At 58.5% G+C, this 15,065-nt stretch carries 16 protein-coding genes; 7 read left to right on the forward strand and 9 right to left on the reverse strand.

The features are described 5' to 3' along the window. Positions 1-107: 107 nt before the first annotated feature. Together CKW17_RS07575 and CKW17_RS07580 are read left to right on the forward strand one after the other, a co-directional pair. On the forward strand, positions 108-419 hold the full coding sequence (locus CKW17_RS07575) for a type II toxin-antitoxin system MqsR family toxin (protein WP_095119379.1): 312 nt from the start codon (positions 108-110) through the stop codon (positions 417-419). Then, positions 416-907, forward strand: coding sequence for a type II TA system antitoxin MqsA family protein (locus tag CKW17_RS07580; RefSeq protein WP_095119380.1), 492 nt, complete (start codon positions 416-418; stop codon positions 905-907). The genes CKW17_RS07575 and CKW17_RS07580 overlap by 4 nt, the downstream gene beginning before the upstream one ends. Positions 908-960: 53 nt before the next feature. Here CKW17_RS07580 and CKW17_RS07585 read toward each other — a convergent pair whose 3' ends face one another. From CKW17_RS07585 to CKW17_RS07600, 4 genes are all read right to left on the reverse strand, one after another. Beyond that, positions 961-1,725 (reverse strand): amino acid ABC transporter ATP-binding protein, encoded by a 765-nt coding sequence (locus CKW17_RS07585; RefSeq protein WP_038357653.1) that lies wholly within the window; start codon positions 1,723-1,725, stop codon positions 961-963. A 13-nt stretch (positions 1,726-1,738) separates the two neighbouring features. Then, positions 1,739-2,833, reverse strand: coding sequence for an amino acid ABC transporter permease (locus CKW17_RS07590; protein ID WP_007949911.1), 1,095 nt, complete (start codon positions 2,831-2,833; stop codon positions 1,739-1,741). A gap of 10 nt (positions 2,834-2,843) precedes the next feature. After that, positions 2,844-4,025: an amino acid ABC transporter permease gene (locus tag CKW17_RS07595; RefSeq protein ID WP_095119381.1), complete on the reverse strand. Its 1,182-nt coding sequence runs from the start codon at positions 4,023-4,025 to the stop codon at positions 2,844-2,846. A gap of 66 nt (positions 4,026-4,091) precedes the next feature. Then, positions 4,092-5,123: an amino acid ABC transporter substrate-binding protein gene (locus CKW17_RS07600; RefSeq protein WP_007914328.1), complete on the reverse strand. Its 1,032-nt coding sequence runs from the start codon at positions 5,121-5,123 to the stop codon at positions 4,092-4,094. A 468-nt stretch (positions 5,124-5,591) separates the two neighbouring features. Here CKW17_RS07600 and CKW17_RS07605 point away from each other — a divergent pair, with 468 nt between their 5' ends. From CKW17_RS07605 to CKW17_RS07625, 5 genes are all read left to right on the forward strand, one after another. Next, a complete protein-coding gene (locus CKW17_RS07605) occupies positions 5,592-6,248 on the forward strand; it encodes an alpha/beta hydrolase (protein WP_095119382.1) in 657 nt (218 codons plus the stop codon). Between the two features lie 97 nt (positions 6,249-6,345). Continuing rightward, positions 6,346-7,824, forward strand: coding sequence for an ATP-dependent RNA helicase RhlB (rhlB, locus tag CKW17_RS07610; RefSeq protein WP_095119383.1), 1,479 nt, complete (start codon positions 6,346-6,348; stop codon positions 7,822-7,824). Between the two features lie 136 nt (positions 7,825-7,960). Next, on the forward strand, positions 7,961-8,905 hold the full coding sequence (locus tag CKW17_RS07615; RefSeq protein WP_095119384.1) for an ornithine cyclodeaminase family protein: 945 nt from the start codon (positions 7,961-7,963) through the stop codon (positions 8,903-8,905). Between the two features lie 151 nt (positions 8,906-9,056). After that, positions 9,057-10,184: an FAD-binding oxidoreductase gene (locus CKW17_RS07620; protein WP_095119385.1), complete on the forward strand. Its 1,128-nt coding sequence runs from the start codon at positions 9,057-9,059 to the stop codon at positions 10,182-10,184. Between the two features lie 93 nt (positions 10,185-10,277). Further along, complete coding sequence (locus tag CKW17_RS07625; RefSeq protein WP_007914317.1) at positions 10,278-10,904, forward strand: transcriptional regulator; 627 nt, start codon at positions 10,278-10,280, stop codon at positions 10,902-10,904. Between the two features lie 100 nt (positions 10,905-11,004). Here CKW17_RS07625 and CKW17_RS07630 read toward each other — a convergent pair whose 3' ends face one another. From CKW17_RS07630 to CKW17_RS07650, 5 genes are all read right to left on the reverse strand, one after another. Beyond that, the gene (locus CKW17_RS07630; RefSeq protein ID WP_095119386.1) at positions 11,005-11,781 is read right to left on the reverse strand and encodes an ABC transporter substrate-binding protein; all 777 of its coding nucleotides are present in this window, start codon (positions 11,779-11,781) and stop codon (positions 11,005-11,007) included. 241 nt (positions 11,782-12,022) lie between these two features. Continuing rightward, complete coding sequence (gene moaE, locus CKW17_RS07635) at positions 12,023-12,475, reverse strand: molybdopterin synthase catalytic subunit MoaE (RefSeq protein ID WP_034154569.1); 453 nt, start codon at positions 12,473-12,475, stop codon at positions 12,023-12,025. A gap of 3 nt (positions 12,476-12,478) precedes the next feature. Beyond that, the gene (locus CKW17_RS07640) at positions 12,479-12,733 is read right to left on the reverse strand and encodes a MoaD/ThiS family protein (protein WP_095119387.1); all 255 of its coding nucleotides are present in this window, start codon (positions 12,731-12,733) and stop codon (positions 12,479-12,481) included. Beyond that, positions 12,730-13,203, reverse strand: a complete 474-nt coding sequence (gene moaC, locus CKW17_RS07645) for a cyclic pyranopterin monophosphate synthase MoaC (protein ID WP_007914310.1) — start codon at positions 13,201-13,203, stop codon at positions 12,730-12,732. The genes CKW17_RS07640 and moaC overlap by 4 nt, the downstream gene beginning before the upstream one ends. 187 nt (positions 13,204-13,390) lie before the next feature. Continuing rightward, entirely contained in the window at positions 13,391-14,785 is a 1,395-nt protein-coding gene (locus CKW17_RS07650) for a PhoH family protein (RefSeq protein ID WP_095119388.1), read from the reverse strand. Between the last annotated feature and the right edge of the window lie 280 nt (positions 14,786-15,065).

The following is a 15,065-nucleotide window of genomic DNA, read 5'->3' on the forward strand; positions in this document are numbered from 1 at the left end:
GTAGGACGGCAACCACCTAGGGTCAATCGGAGACACATGGAGCGGCATTTTCGATTGGTCAAAATTACCCTTTAAGGGTAATTTCAGGGACAGGGTTTTGGTTTCTTATGGAGAAGAACACACCCCATTACGAGCTGGCGGTGATCAAGGCAGAAGTCAGACGACTTGGCAGACAAGCTTTCACCAAGACCGCGGAAAAAACCGGTCTCGATCTCGGTTTTAGCTTCACAGAAATGCAGGAGATCGTTTTCGAGTTGCAGAACTGGATGTTGTACAAATCGATGACCACCTATGACGATCATCGAGTCTGGCAGGACGTGTATCACATCAACTCAAAAGGCCTGGAGATTTACATCAAGGTGACATACCGCCCTGCCGGCGGCGCACCGGTAATCTCCTTCAAGGAGAAAAACCCATGAAAACCCGGCAATGTTTCAGCTGTGGTGCCCGTGAGGGAATGAGGCATTTCGAGGGCCGCGGTGAGACCCTGAGTGTCAAAGGCATGGAGCGCCGCGTAGATGATCTTGCTGGCTGGGAATGCCGGCAGTGCGGGGAAGTCGAGTGGGATGACAGCACCGATAGCGCTGATCGTTACACGGAAGCGGGCGATGAACTGGTCATCGCTGCCCGGCAAATGATCGGTTCCGAGATGAAGCGCATCCGGCGCAAATTGCACCTAACGCAAAAAGAGACGGTGCGACTGCTGTCAGGTGGAGGCCACAACGCATTTTCAAGGTACGAACGAGGCGAATTGCTGCCGCCAAAGGCGTTGATGCTTTTGATGCGGTTGCTGGATCGTTACCCGCACCTGCTTGCCGATGCGAAAGTCTTGGCCGAAGGGGCTGACTTGAGAGGTGCGTTCAAGTACACCATCCACAAAGAACACGAAACCCTGACCGTATCCTGACCCACAAAAAAACAAACCCGGCACAAGGCCGGGTTTGATTTACACACAAACCATCAATGCAAAATCTGACTCAAGAACAACTTCGTCCGCTCATTCTGCGGGTTATCGAAGAAGTCATTTGGCGCCGCCTGTTCAACGATCTCACCCTTGTCCATGAAGATCACGCGGTTGGCCACGGTACGGGCAAAGCCCATTTCGTGAGTCACGCACAGCATGGTCATGCCGTCTTCAGCCAGACCGATCATGGTGTCGAGTACTTCCTTCACCATCTCCGGATCGAGCGCTGAAGTCGGTTCGTCGAACAGCATGATTTTCGGCTTCATGCACAGGGCGCGGGCGATCGCCACACGCTGCTGCTGACCGCCGGACAGTTGCCCCGGGAATTTGTGCGCCTGCTCCGGAATGCGTACGCGCTCGAGGTAATGCATGGCGATTTCCTCGGCCTTGCGCTTGGGCATCTTGCGTACCCACATCGGCGCCAGGGTGCAGTTCTGCAAAATGGTCAGGTGCGGGAACAGGTTGAAGTGCTGGAACACCATGCCGACTTCGCGGCGGATCGCTTCGATCTGCTTGAGGTCGTTGGTCAGTTCTACGCCGTCGACGACGATGCGGCCCTGCTGGTGTTCTTCCAGACGATTGAGGCAACGAATCGTCGTCGATTTGCCGGAACCCGACGGGCCGCACAGGACGATACGCTCGCCCTGTTTGACGTTGAGGTTGATGTCTTTCAGCACGTGGAACTGGCCGTACCACTTGTTGACGCCCTGCATCTGAATAATGCCTTCAGGACCTGCAGGCTTTTTGATTGCTTCGCTCATTTACAGAGAACTCCTAACGCTTGTGGCCAGTGTCGAGCTTGCGTTCCAGATGCATGGAATAGCGCGACATACCAAAACAGAAAATCCAGAACACCAGGGCGGCGAACACGTAGCCTTCGGTGGCCATGCCCAGCCATTTCGGATCGGCAGCGGCTTGCTTGACGCTGTTGAGCAGGTCAAACAGGCCGATGATGATCACAAGGCTGGTGTCCTTGAACAGCGCAATGAAGGTGTTGACGATGCCGGGAATCACCAGCTTCAGGGCTTGCGGCAAAATCACCAGGCCCATCGAGCGCCAGTAACCGAGGCCCATCGCTGCAGCCGCTTCGTACTGACCTTTGGGGATCGCTTGCAGACCACCGCGCACCACTTCGGCGACATAGGCCGACTGGAACAGGATCACGCCGATCAGTGCCCGCAGCAGTTTGTCGAAGTTCATGCCTTCTGGCAGGAACAGCGGCAGCATCACCGAAGACATGAACAGCACGGTAATCAACGGCACGCCGCGCCAGAACTCGATGAAGGTCACGCAGACCACACGAATCGCCGGCATGTTCGAACGTCGACCCAGCGCCAGCACAATCCCCAGCGGCAAAGCACCGGCAATACCGACAGTGGCGATCACCAGGGTCAGCATCAGGCCGCCCCACTGGCTGGTTGCCACCGGGGTCAGACCGAAACCGCCGTGCAGCAGGGTGAACGCAATGATCGGGTACAACACCAGGAAGCTCAGCCCGTAGATCGCTTTACGCGGCACACGCGAGATGAACAATGGCGCCGCGCCGATCACCGCCAGCCACACGGTCAGGTCGACGCGCCAGCGCAGTTCCGTCGGGTAGTAGCCGTACATGAACTGGCCGAAACGCTGCTGAATGAACACCCAGCAGGCGCCCTCCTTGGTGCAGTCGGCGCGGGTGGTGCCGACCCAGTTGGCATCGACAATCGCCCAGCTGAGGATCGGTGGCACCACGAGATAGATCAGGTAGAACGCAAACAGGGTCAGCAGGGTGTTGAGCCAGCTGGAGAACATGTTCGCGCGCATCCACGCCACCACGCCGATACTGCTGTTCGGTGGGGGCATGTCGGGTTTGAAAGTATGAGTACTCATGCGCTTTTCCTTACCGCTCGATCAGCGCAATGCGCTTGTTGTACCAGTTCATCAGCAGGGAAATGCTGATACTGATCGCCAGGTACACGCTCATGGTGATGGCAATCACCTCGATGGCTTGACCGGTCTGGTTGAGCACGGTGCCGGCGAACAGCGACACCATTTCCGGGTAACCGATACCGGCCGCCAGCGAAGAGTTTTTCGCCAGGTTGAGGTATTGGCTGGTCAGCGGCGGAATGATCACGCGCAGGGCTTGCGGAATGATCACCTTGCGCAGGGTCGGACCGTTGCGCAGGCCGAGGGAACGCGCCGCTTCGGTCTGGCCATGGCTGACCGACTTGATCCCGGAACGCACGATCTCGGCGATGAACGCCGCGGTGTACACGGTCAGGGCCAGGGTCAAGGCAAGCAGCTCCGGGATCAGCACCCAGCCGCCAACAAAATTGAAGCCTTTGAGCTCGGGCATTTCCCAATGCAGCGGAGCGCCGAAGATCAGTGCGCACAAGGTCGGGATCACCAGCAGAATCGCCAGGCCTACCCAGAACTTGTGGAACGGCACGCCGGTTTCTTCAAAGCGTTTGTTGGCCCAGCGCGTCATCAGCACGATGCCGACGATGGACACCACGATGCTGATCACGAACGCCCAGAAACCGTCAGCCGCTAGCGCGGCCGGCATGTTCAGGCCACGGCTGCTGACGAAAAAGGTGTCGCCGAAGTTATGGCTGTTGCGCGGCCCCGGCATGGTCAGGAATACCGCGAAGTACCAGAACAGGATCTGCAGCAGCGGTGGAATGTTGCGGAACACTTCCACATACACCGTCGCCAGTTTGCTGATGATCCAGTTCTGCGACAGCCGCGCCACACCGATGATGAAACCGAGGATCGTCGCCAGAACCACGCCGATCACCGTCACCAACAAAGTGTTAAGCAGACCGATGACAAAGACGCGGGCATAGCTGTCCGCTTCGGTGTAGTCGATCAGGTGTTGAGCGATGCCGAACCCGGCACTGCGCTCCAGAAAGCCGAAACCGGAGGTAATGCCCCGGTGCTGAAGGTTGGTTTGCGTGTTGTCGAACAAGTACCAGCCCAGCGAGACCACCGCCACAACGGTGATGATCTGGAATAGCCACGCACGCACTCGTGGATCGCTGAGGCTGAGCCTCTGCTTTGGTGCGCCGATTGAATTTTGCATGAAGTGCCCCGGAAAAAATGGAACAAGAACATCACCCGGCGGTTGGCCCGCCGGGTGATAGAACCATTAGCGCACTGGTGGTGCGTACTGAATGCCGCCGTTGTTCCACAGGGCGTTCAAGCCGCGGTCGATTTCCAGCGGAGTGCTCTTGCCGAGGTTTTTCTCGAAGATTTCACCGTAGTTGCCGACTTGTTTGACGATCTGCACAACCCAGTCTTTCGGCAGTTTCAGGTCTTTGCCGTACTCGCCGTCAGCGCCGAGCATACGGGCAACGTCCGGGTTCTTGGTCGACTTGGCTTCAGCTTCGACGTTTTTCGAAGTGATGCCGGCTTCTTCGGTGTTGAGCAGCGCGTAGCCAACCCAACGGACGATGGCCAGCCACTCGTCGTCGCCGTTACGCACGACCGGGCCCAGCGGTTCTTTGGAAATGGTTTCCGGCAGAACCACGTAGTCCTTCGGAGACGCCAGCTTGGAGCGCTGGGCGAACAGCTGGGACTTGTCGGAGGTCAGCACGTCGCAACGACCGGATTCCAGCGACTTGGCGCTTTCATCGGAGGTGTCGAAAGTGATCGGGGTGTATTTCAGACCGTTGCCACGGAAGTAGTCGGAAACGTTCAGCTCGGTGGTGGTACCGGCCTGGATGCAGATGGTTGCACCGTCCAGCTCTTTGGCACTTTTCACGCCCAGCTTGTTGTTCACCAGGAAGCCGATGCCGTCGTAGTAGGTAATGAAGCCCGGGAATTTCAGGCCCATGCCCGCGTCACGCGAACTGGTCATGGTGGTGTTGCGCGACAGGATGTCGATCTCGCCCGATTGCAGCGCGGTGAAGCGCTCCTTGGCGTTCAACTGACTGAACTTGACCTTGGTCGCGTCGCCGAATACGGCAGCGGCCACAGCGCGGCAGACGTCAGCGTCGATCCCGAGGATCTTGCCGGTCGCGTCCGGTACCGAGAAGCCCGGCAGACCGTCGCTCACGCCACACTGCACGAAACCTTTCTTCTGCACTGCATCCAGGGTTGCACCCGCCTGAGCGAACCCGCTGACACCGAGTACTGTTGCTGCAGTCACGATGGCCAGGGTGGATTTCAACATCTTCATTCAAACCTCCAGTTTTGCTCTTGTTGTGTCGGAGCTTGAGTCCAGTCGCACCCTTTTGAGGCGTTGTTGACCCGTGTTGGCTTTTTTTGGGGTCAACCGACGTAAGACCTTCGCTATGAGTCTAGTAGGAGAAAATCCACATCATGGACAACTCACTTCTCACCAATCGGCCGAACGGGCTGTAGCCCTTTCACGTTCGCTAAGCCCGTAGCGGCCATTGGCGAACATCCATCACCGGATTCTTTGCCATCCCGTCGCGGGTCGTACACTGATAGTGTTACCGCCACGCGTAGGATGCTTCGTACAGAACCTTCCATAGCAAAGCCCGTACCACACCGCTCACCGAATCGATTCGGCGACAGGTCAATAGCAAAACTTGTAACCTTGCGACATCTTCTTAACGGATCAACCGGACGCGCACTCGAATCACGCACTCAATGAGAGCGCCCGCACATATTTGGAGCAGACATGACCGAGCCCTTGATTCTTCAGCCTGTTAAGCCCGCAGACGCCTGCGTGATCTGGCTGCACGGCCTCGGCGCCGATCGCTATGACTTTTTGCCAGTGGCCGAAGCGCTGCAAGAAAGCTTGCTGAGCACACGCTTCGTGCTGCCGCAGGCGCCCACACTTCCAGTGACGATAAATGGCGGATATGCCATGCCGAGCTGGTACGACATTAAAGCCATGAGCCCGGCGCGGGCGATTGACCGTGACCAGTTGGAAGCATCGGCGGATCGCATCATCGAATTGATCGAAAACGAGCGCGCCAGCGGAATAGACGCCTCGCGGATTTTCCTTGCCGGTTTTTCCCAGGGTGGCGCTGTCGTTTTGCACACCGCTTTTGTGAAATGGCAAGGCGCACTGGGTGGTGTACTTGCTCTGTCGACTTATGCGCCGACGTTCAGCGATGACATGCAGCTTTCAGCCAGTCAGCAGCGGATTCCCGCGCTGTGTCTGCACGGTCAGTTCGATGGCGTGGTGCAGAACTCGATGGGCCGCAGTGCCTACGAGCATTTGGTGAAGCATGGTGTCACCGTGACATGGCAGGAATACCCAATGGAGCACGAAGTGTTACCCGAGGAAATTCGCGACATCGGCGTCTGGTTGAGCGAACGTCTGCGCTAAGCGTCGAGATTAAAATCGCCCTTTGATCCCTCCCCCTACGCCGCGCCCGTTTCTTGCATTACACTGGCCGGCGTACATTCCTTAACCAATTGATGAGATGACCGTGCTCAAAGCACTCAAGAAGATGTTCGGTAAAAGCGAGGCTGAGCAGCTCGCACCAGTTCCCAGTGCGCCGTCGCACGCCCCCGGTCATCGCAGCGATGCCCCACAGGCCGACCGCCCCGCTCACGTAGCGGCACCGAAGGCAGAACCGCAACCTGCACCGGCCGCGTCAATCGCCGCCGAACCTGCCCGCAGCGAAGCGCCGAAACCGGCCAGACCGCGCCGCGAACCGAAGCCCAAGGCACCGGTTATTCCGTGGAAACTCGAAGATTTCGTCGTCGAGCCACAGGAAGGCAAAACCCGCTTCCATGATTTCAAACTGTCGCCAGAACTGATGCACGCCATTCAGGATCTGGGCTTCCCGTATTGCACGCCGATCCAGGCGCAGGTGCTGGGCTTCACCCTCGCCGGCAAAGACGCCATTGGTCGCGCACAGACCGGCACCGGTAAAACCGCCGCGTTTCTGATTTCGATCATCACCCAACTGTTGCAAACGCCGCCGCCGAAAGAACGCTACATGGGCGAACCCCGTGCGCTGATCATCGCGCCGACCCGTGAGCTGGTGGTGCAGATCGCCAAGGACGCCGCCGACCTGACCAAATACACCGGCCTCAACGTCATGACGTTTGTTGGCGGCATGGACTTCGACAAGCAGCTCAAGCACCTCGAAGCGCGACACTGCGACATTCTCGTCGCGACCCCGGGCCGCCTGCTCGACTTCAACCAGCGTGGCGACGTGCATCTGGACATGGTCGAAGTGATGGTGCTGGACGAAGCCGACCGCATGCTCGACATGGGCTTCATCCCGCAAGTACGCCAGATCATTCGCCAGACGCCGCCGAAGTCCGAGCGTCAGACCCTGCTGTTCTCCGCGACCTTCACCGAAGACGTGATGAACCTCGCAAAGCAGTGGACGACCGATCCGTCCATCGTCGAAATCGAAGTCACCAACGTCGCCAGCGAAAACGTCGAGCAACACATCTACGCCGTGGCCGGTGCCGACAAGTACAAATTGCTCTACAACCTGGTCAACGATAATGGCTGGGAGCGGGTGATGGTCTTCGCCAACCGCAAGGACGAAGTCCGCCGCATCGAAGAACGTCTGGTGCGCGACGGTGTGAATGCTGCGCAGTTGTCCGGCGACGTGCCGCAGCACAAGCGCATCAAGACTCTGGAAGGTTTCCGCGAAGGCAAGATTCGCGTACTGGTCGCCACCGATGTAGCCGGTCGCGGCATCCACATCGACGGCATCAGCCACGTGATCAACTTCACCCTGCCGGAAGTCCCGGACGACTACGTGCACCGCATCGGCCGGACCGGTCGTGCTGGCGCCGATGGCGTGTCGATCAGCTTCGCCGGTGAGGACGACTCCTATCAGTTGCCGTCCATCGAAGAAAAGCTCGGTCGCAAGATCAGCTGCGAAACGCCACCGACGCACCTACTGCGTGCGGTTGAGCGCAAGCGTCCGCAGTAAGCGATACGAATAAAAGAAGCGCAGCCGGCAACGGACTGCGCTTTTTTTTCGCCCGGGGTTTGATCAGGTGCTTGCGAGAGAAAACTAAATGTCCATAATGGACAAATTAGTTTAAATACAGACTCCGTAGCCTGACATGTCCAGTACGCCCTACGTGATCGACCAGCATCAGGCCCGCGAGCTTCTGGTGCGCATCGACGTGCCGCAGATTCTGCGCAAACTGTTTCGCGATCTTGCGGCGGGTAATGCCGTGCAACCGGCGCAACAACTGGTGGAGTTTCCTCAAGGTGCCGGCGACTTCATCAACTATCTGGGAGTGCTGGCTGAGGACGGCGTGTACGGCGTGAAGACCTCGCCGTACATCGTTCGCGAGCAAGGCCCGTTGGTCACGGCATGGACTTTGTTGATGTCGATGAAAACCGGTCAACCGCTGCTGCTCTGCGATGCCGGTGAACTGACCACCGCGCGCACCGCCGCGACCACGGCCGTGGCGGTCGACGCCCTCGCTCCGGTGAATGCCACGCGACTGGCAATCATTGGTAGCGGCAAGGTTGCTCAGGCGCATTTGCATTACGTCAGGTCGCTGCGTGACTGGCAGAGCATCAGTTTGTACTCGCCGAGCTTGTCCGCCGACGCTCAAACCCAATCCCTGTTGAAAGCCATCACGCCCAATCTGAAAATTGCCGATAGCCGTGAAGCGTCCATTGCCGAGGCTGATGTGATCATGCTGTGCACCTCGTCCCCCGGCCCGGTGATCGATCCTGCCGCGCTGAGCAAACCGGCCCTGATCACCTCGATCAGCACCAACGCCCCGCGCGCCCACGAAGTGCCGCCGCAGAGTCTCAACGACATGCAGGTGTTCTGCGACTATCGTCTGACCACGCCGGGGTCGGCGGGTGAGATGCTGATTGCCAGTGAACAGCATGGCTGGAGCAAGGATTTGATTGTCGGCGATCTCGCCGACTTGCTCAGCGAGAAAGTCCAGCGCCCGGATTACGATCGTCACGTGTTCTTCCGTTCAATCGGCCTGGGCCTGGAAGACATAGCCCTCGCCAATGCGATTTATCACTTAACTCACTAACACCACAAATCCCCCCTGTAGGAGTGAGCCTGCTCGCGATAGCGGTCTTACAATCAGCATTATTGTTGACTGGTACACCGCTATCGCGAGCAGGCTCACTCCTACAGGAGATCGCGAACGCCTCGATATTGCGTACTCAATGGAGAACCTCATGAGCCAGGCAGATTTCATCATCATCGGCGGCGGGATTGCCGGCGCTTCCAGCGGTTTCTGGCTGTCGCCCCACGGCAAAGTGATCGTGCTCGAACGTGAATCGCACCCGGCCTATCACTCCACCGGCCGCTCCGCCGCGCTGTTCACTGCTGCCTACGGCACACCGCAAGTGCGCGCACTGACCCAGGCCAGCCGTGAGTTTTTCGATCATCCACCGGCCGGTTTCTGCGAACATCCACTGCTGACCCCACGCGGCGAAATGACCGTCGATTTCACCGGTGACCCCGCAGAACTCAACAACCAATACCTCAGCGCCAAAGCCACAGTCCCTGAGATGCAGTCGCTCACTGCCGACGAAGCCTGCGCGCGCCTGCCGATCCTGCGCCGAGAAAAAGTCCACGGCGCGATCTACGATCCAAGTGCCAGCGACATCGACACCGACGCCCTGCATCAGGGCTACCTGCGTGGCATTCGTCGCAATAACGGCGAAGTGCACACCGATTGCGAAGTACTCGGCCTGAACCGCGACGCCGACGGCCTCTGGCACGTACAAACCAACGGCCAGACCTTCAGCGCACCAGTGATCATCAACGCCGCCGGCGCCTGGGCCGACAAGGTCGGCGCACTGGCAGGTGCCAAGCCGCTGGGCCTGCAACCGAAACGCCGCGCCGCGTTCATTTTCGCCGGCCCCGAAGGCGTCGACATTCATCACTGGCCGATGCTGGTCAGCCTCGACGAATCCTTCTATATGAAGCCTGACGCCGGCATGTTCCTCGGCTCGCCCGCCAACGCCGACCCGGTCGAACCTCACGATGTGCAGCCGGAAGAACTGGACATCGCCATGGGCATTTACCAGATCGAAGAAGCCACGACGCTGACCATCCGCCGCCCGACCCGCACGTGGGCCGGGCTGCGCAGTTTCGTCGGCGACGGTGATCTGCTCAGCGGTTTCGATTCGCAAGTGCCGGGATTGTTCTGGGTCGCCGCGCAAGGTGGCTACGGCATTCAGACTTCGCCAGCAATGGGCCAGGCCAGCGCGGCGTTGGTGCGCGGCGAGCCACTGCCCGAGCACTTGCGCAACTTCGGCCTGAGCAGCGCCATGCTCTCCCCTGCCCGCCTCGCCTGATCGTCCATCCGGATGACGCGCCCAACGGATTGCGGCACACTCGCAACGCCTCCTGATCAAGGGGGCGTTGACGCTGCCTGGAGCTCCACTGTCATGACCGCCCCTGAATTCGACCCGGCGCTGGATAACTTCCGTGCCATCGCCGATGCCATCGCCACACTGTTCTTTCCGCACGCCGAAGTGGTGCTGCACGACCTGCGCACACAGAAGGTCGATTACATCGCCAACAACCTGTCCAAACGCGAGATCGGTGACGACTCATCGCTGGAAGACATGCTCAGTGAGGATGTCAGTGACCGCAATATCGGTCCGTACGAAAAGCTCAATTGGGACGGCCAGAAGATTCGCAGCCTGAGCAGCGTCCTGCGCGACAGTGAAGGCCTGCCACTGGCGGTGCTGTGCATCAACTTGAATATTTCGCTGTTCGAAAATGCCAAGGCGGCGCTGGACCTGTTCCTCTCGCCGAGCAAGCTGATTCCACAACCGGACTCACTGTTTCGTGATGACTGGCAGGAGCGCATCAACACCTTCCTCCACGCCTGGCTGCGCGAACGGCAACTGAGCCTGAATGTGCTGACCCGCGATCACAAGCGTGAACTGGTGCTGGCGCTGCACGCCGAAGGCGCGTTCAAAGGCAAGAGCGCCTCGAACTATGTGGCCAATGTGCTGAACATGGGGCGGGCGACGGTGTACAAGCATTTGAAGGAATTGAAGGGCTAGAGATTTGCAGTGATTTCTCTGACGCCATCGCGAGCAGGCTCACTCCTACAGGGGAACGCATTCCAAATGTAGGAGTGAGCCTGCTCGCGATAGCGGACTATCAGTCGCCGTAAATATCAGACTTGAAATACTTCTCGGAAATCTTCTGATACTCGCCACTCGCGCGAATGCCATCGATGGCGCCATTCAACTGGCTGACCAGTTCGGCATTGCCTTTGCGCACTGCAATCCCCGCCCCCTCGCCCACGTACTTCGGATCCTTCAACTCAGGCCCGACAAACGCATAACCCTTGCCACGCGGCATCGACAGAAAGTCATTCAATGGAATGGTGTCGGCAAAAATCGCATCCAGCCGCCCTGCCGCCAGATCCATGTAGATCTCTTCGTTGTTGCTGTAGCGCTTGACGTTGATGCCCTTCGGCTCGAACACCTCGGTGGCGTAGCGATCAGTGGTGGTCGCGCGCTGCACGCCGACATTCTTGCCCTTCAGGCTGGCGTATTGATCGTCAACGCTGGCGCCTTCTTTCATCACCAGCCGCGACGAGGTGAAGTAGTACTTGTGGCTGAAATCCACCGACTTCTTGCGGTCTTCGTTGATGGTCATTGAGGACAGCGCCATGTCGATCTTCTTCACTTTCAGCGAAGGAATCAGACCGTCGAACTCACCTTCGACCCACACGCACTTGACCTTCATCTGCGCACACAGGGCATTGCCGATGTCGTAGTCGAAACCGACGATTTCGCCTTTGTCGGTTTTCGAGGCGAACGGCGGGTAAGCGGCTTCGATGCCTATGCGCAGGGTTTGCTCAGCGGCGAACACGCTGGCTGAGGCCAACAGGCTGAGGGCCAGACCGGTGATAAGGGGGAGTTTCTTCATGTTCGTTCTCTCGCGGGTTGTTGTTGGTTTGGCAAGAAAGAGCTGAAACGGAGGGAGACACTTCTTTGTACTTATAAATCCATATTGGACTTATATGTATAGGCAGTCAATCAGGCAAAGACAGAGGTTTTTGGTGTTGCAGATGACGTCATCGCGAGCAGGCTCACTCCTACAGGGGGAACGCATTCCAATTGTAGGAGTGAGCCTGCTCGCGATGGCTGACTAGAGGGCGACTCAGGGTTTATTTCTTCCAGCGATCGGCGGCAGCATGATCGCTGTCGCGCCCTTCAACCCAACGCGGCCCGTCGCTGGTGTTTTCTTTCTTCCAGAACGGTGCGCGGGTTTTCAGGTAGTCCATGACGAAGGCACAGGCATCGAACGCGGCCTGGCGATGGGCGCTGGCGGCGCCGACGAAGACGATCGGTTCGCCCGGTTCCAGCGCGCCGATGCGGTGCAGCACTTCCAGTTTCAGCAGCGGCCAGCGCTGCTCGGCTTCGATGGCGATCTTGCCAAGGGCTTTTTCGGTCATGCCCGGATAGTGCTCGAGGAACATCCCCGCCACATCCAGGCCGTCATTGAAGTCGCGCACGTAGCCGACAAAACTCACCACCGCGCCGACGCCGACGTTGGCCGCGTGCATCGCGTTGACTTCAACGCCCGGATCGAACGGCGTGGCCTGCACGCGAATCGCCATGGCTCAGCCTCCGGTCACAGTGGGGAAAAACGCCACTTCGTCGCCGTCGACCACTGGCTCGTCGAGCTGGCAGAGGTCTTCGTTGCGCGCGCACATCAGGTTCTGCTCGCTCAGCACCTCGGCGCCGTCCCGTTGCGTCTGCATTTGAAGAACATGTGCACGCACATCATCGACAGTGGCGAAATCACCTTCGACCTTTACCGAATCCACGCCCAGCGCTTCACGGTAACGGGCAAAAAACCTCACGGTCAGGTTCATGGCTGCTCCGCCTGGAAGTGCCCGCTCTTGCCGCCGACCTTCTCCAGCAGGCGCACGCTTTCGATGGTCATGCCGCGATCGACGGCTTTGCACATGTCGTAGATGGTCAGCGCTGCGACGCTGGCGGCAGTCAGTGCTTCCATTTCCACACCGGTCTGCCCGGACAGTTTGCAACGGGCGACGATGCGCACAGTGTCTTCGCCGTCGGCACTGAGTTCGACTTTGACGCCGGTGAGCATCAACGGATGGCACAGGGGAATCAGATCGCTGGTTTTCTTCGCCGCTTGAATGCCGGCAATGCGCGCCACGGCGAACACGTCACCCTTGGGATGGCCGCCGCTGACGATCATCTGCAGCGTTGCGGGGAGCATGCGCACCAGCGCTTGGGCCGTCGCTTCACGGAACGTCACGGCTTTTTCGGTGACGTCGACCATGTTGGCGCGACCTTGGGAATCGAGATGAGTCAGCACGGGGGCCTCCTTGAGGCAGCTGCGAGCGGCAAGCTACAAGCGGCAAGTGAAAAGCGCAGTAGTCTGCAGGGTATGGAATGGCAGCATTTAAGCAGTTGCAAGCATTAAGCGGCAAGCTACAAGGGTATGAGAGAAACACTCTCTACGCTTGTATCTTGCCGCTTGCAGCTTGAATCTTGCAGCTGTTTTACAGGTGGGTTTCGGCGTATTCAGCCAGAATCGAGCGAGGCACCCCTTGCAGGGTGATGTGCACACCGTTGGGGAAATCCTTGAAGCGTTCGGTCAGGTAGGTCAGCCCGGAGCTGGTCGCGGACAGGTAAGGGGTGTCGATCTGTGCGAGGTTGCCCAGGCACACCACTTTGGAACCGGCGCCGGCACGGGTGATGATGGTTTTCATCTGGTGCGGCGTGAGGTTCTGGCATTCGTCGATCAGGATCAGGCTCTGCTGGAAGCTGCGCCCGCGAATGTAGTTGAGCGATTTGAACTGCAACGGCACTTTGCTGAGGATGTAGTCGACGCTGCCATGGGTGTTTTCGTCATCCATGTGCAAGGCTTCGAGGTTGTCGGTGATGGCGCCCAGCCAAGGCTCCATTTTTTCCGCTTCGGTGCCGGGCAGGAAGCCGATTTCCTGATCCAGGCCCTGCACGCTGCGAGTGGCGATGATTCGGCGATAACGTTTGCTGACCATGGTCTGCTCGATCGCAGCGGCCAGCGCCAGAATGGTTTTACCGGAACCGGCGGCACCCGACAGGTTGACCAGATGAATGTCCGGATCCAGCAGCGCGTACAGCGCCAGACTTTGATAGATGTCGCGAGGCTTGAGACCCCAGGCTTCTTGATGCAGCAGCGGTTCCTGATGCAGGTCGAGGATCAGCAGCTTGTCCTCTTCGATCTCCTTGATCCAGCCGACAAAGCCCTGTTCATCAATGATGAACTCGTTGATGTGCACCGCCGGCAGGTTGTCGATCAGTTGCACTTGATGCCAGGTGCGGCCGTGATCCTGGCGGGTGTCGACCTTGCTCACGCGGTCCCAGAAAGAGCCGGTCATGTTGTGGTAGCCGTTGGGCAGCAGGGACACGTCGTCGACCAGTTGGTCGGTGCTGTAGTCCTCGGAGGCGATACCGCAGGCGCGCGCCTTCAGGCGCATGTTGATGTCTTTGGTGACCAGCACCACCGGTTTTTTCGGGTCGCGGGTGTGCAGGTCGATCAGCTGGTTGATGATTTTGTTGTCGTTCAGATGCTCCGGCAGAATCAGATTCGATTCGGCCTGTTTGCTCATCAGAATCGACAGCAAGCCCTTCGGCCCGCCCTTGCCGCGCTGGATCGGCACACCCAGTTCGACGTCTTCCGGGGACGCATCGCCCAGGGTCTTGTCGATCAGCCGGATGGCCTGACGGCATTCAGCGGCCACGCTGTGATGCCCGCTCTTGAGCTTGTCCAGCTCTTCAAGCACGGTCATCGGGATCGCGACGTGGTGTTCTTCGAAATTCAGCAGGGCGTTTGGATCGTGAATCAATACGTTGGTATCGAGTACATAAAGGATTGGCTGGTTGGAGGAAGGGCTACGTCCGTGATCATCCATACTCGGTCACCTTTGTCAGAGCCAGTAGACGCAATACCTGAGCGGTGCTGCGCCTCGAAGTGACTGCCGAAATCTCACCTGCGGAGATTCAAGTGACTGCAAACAAACGGGTCTTGGAAGACGCCACCTGTGTTGCAGGTTTCGGCGGTCTGTCTTCGTAATACTCCAAAACCGATGACATAAAAAAGTACTTTGACGGTTTTTTTAAGTTTATTTTGCAGAGTGACGAAAAGCCCTTGGCGGACTGCCCAGACCCCGCTAAAGTCGGAAGTCCGCCTGC

The organism is Pseudomonas sp. Irchel s3f10 (genome assembly GCF_900187515.1).
GTDB lineage: Bacteria > Pseudomonadota > Gammaproteobacteria > Pseudomonadales > Pseudomonadaceae > Aquipseudomonas > Aquipseudomonas tensinigenes.

Excerpts from the sequence above, each read along its gene's own strand:
- CKW17_RS07575 (WP_095119379.1), top strand. The coding sequence starts at position 108 with ATGGAGAAGAACACACCCCATTACGAGCTGGCGGTGATCAAGGCAGAA.
- CKW17_RS07580 (WP_095119380.1), top strand. The coding sequence starts at position 416 with ATGAAAACCCGGCAATGTTTCAGCTGTGGTGCCCGTGAGGGAATGAGG.
- CKW17_RS07585 (WP_038357653.1), bottom strand. The coding sequence starts at position 1,725 with ATGAGCGAAGCAATCAAAAAGCCTGCAGGTCCTGAAGGCATTATTCAG.
- CKW17_RS07590 (WP_007949911.1), bottom strand. The coding sequence starts at position 2,833 with ATGAGTACTCATACTTTCAAACCCGACATGCCCCCACCGAACAGCAGT.
- CKW17_RS07595 (WP_095119381.1), bottom strand. The coding sequence starts at position 4,025 with ATGCAAAATTCAATCGGCGCACCAAAGCAGAGGCTCAGCCTCAGCGAT.
- CKW17_RS07600 (WP_007914328.1), bottom strand. The coding sequence starts at position 5,123 with ATGAAGATGTTGAAATCCACCCTGGCCATCGTGACTGCAGCAACAGTA.
- CKW17_RS07605 (WP_095119382.1), top strand. The coding sequence starts at position 5,592 with ATGACCGAGCCCTTGATTCTTCAGCCTGTTAAGCCCGCAGACGCCTGC.
- rhlB (WP_095119383.1), top strand. The coding sequence starts at position 6,346 with ATGACCGTGCTCAAAGCACTCAAGAAGATGTTCGGTAAAAGCGAGGCT.
- CKW17_RS07615 (WP_095119384.1), top strand. The coding sequence starts at position 7,961 with ATGTCCAGTACGCCCTACGTGATCGACCAGCATCAGGCCCGCGAGCTT.
- CKW17_RS07620 (WP_095119385.1), top strand. The coding sequence starts at position 9,057 with ATGAGCCAGGCAGATTTCATCATCATCGGCGGCGGGATTGCCGGCGCT.
- CKW17_RS07625 (WP_007914317.1), top strand. The coding sequence starts at position 10,278 with ATGACCGCCCCTGAATTCGACCCGGCGCTGGATAACTTCCGTGCCATC.
- CKW17_RS07630 (WP_095119386.1), bottom strand. The coding sequence starts at position 11,781 with ATGAAGAAACTCCCCCTTATCACCGGTCTGGCCCTCAGCCTGTTGGCC.
- moaE (WP_034154569.1), bottom strand. The coding sequence starts at position 12,475 with ATGGCGATTCGCGTGCAGGCCACGCCGTTCGATCCGGGCGTTGAAGTC.
- CKW17_RS07640 (WP_095119387.1), bottom strand. The coding sequence starts at position 12,733 with ATGAACCTGACCGTGAGGTTTTTTGCCCGTTACCGTGAAGCGCTGGGC.
- CKW17_RS07650 (WP_095119388.1), bottom strand. The coding sequence starts at position 14,785 with ATGGATGATCACGGACGTAGCCCTTCCTCCAACCAGCCAATCCTTTAT.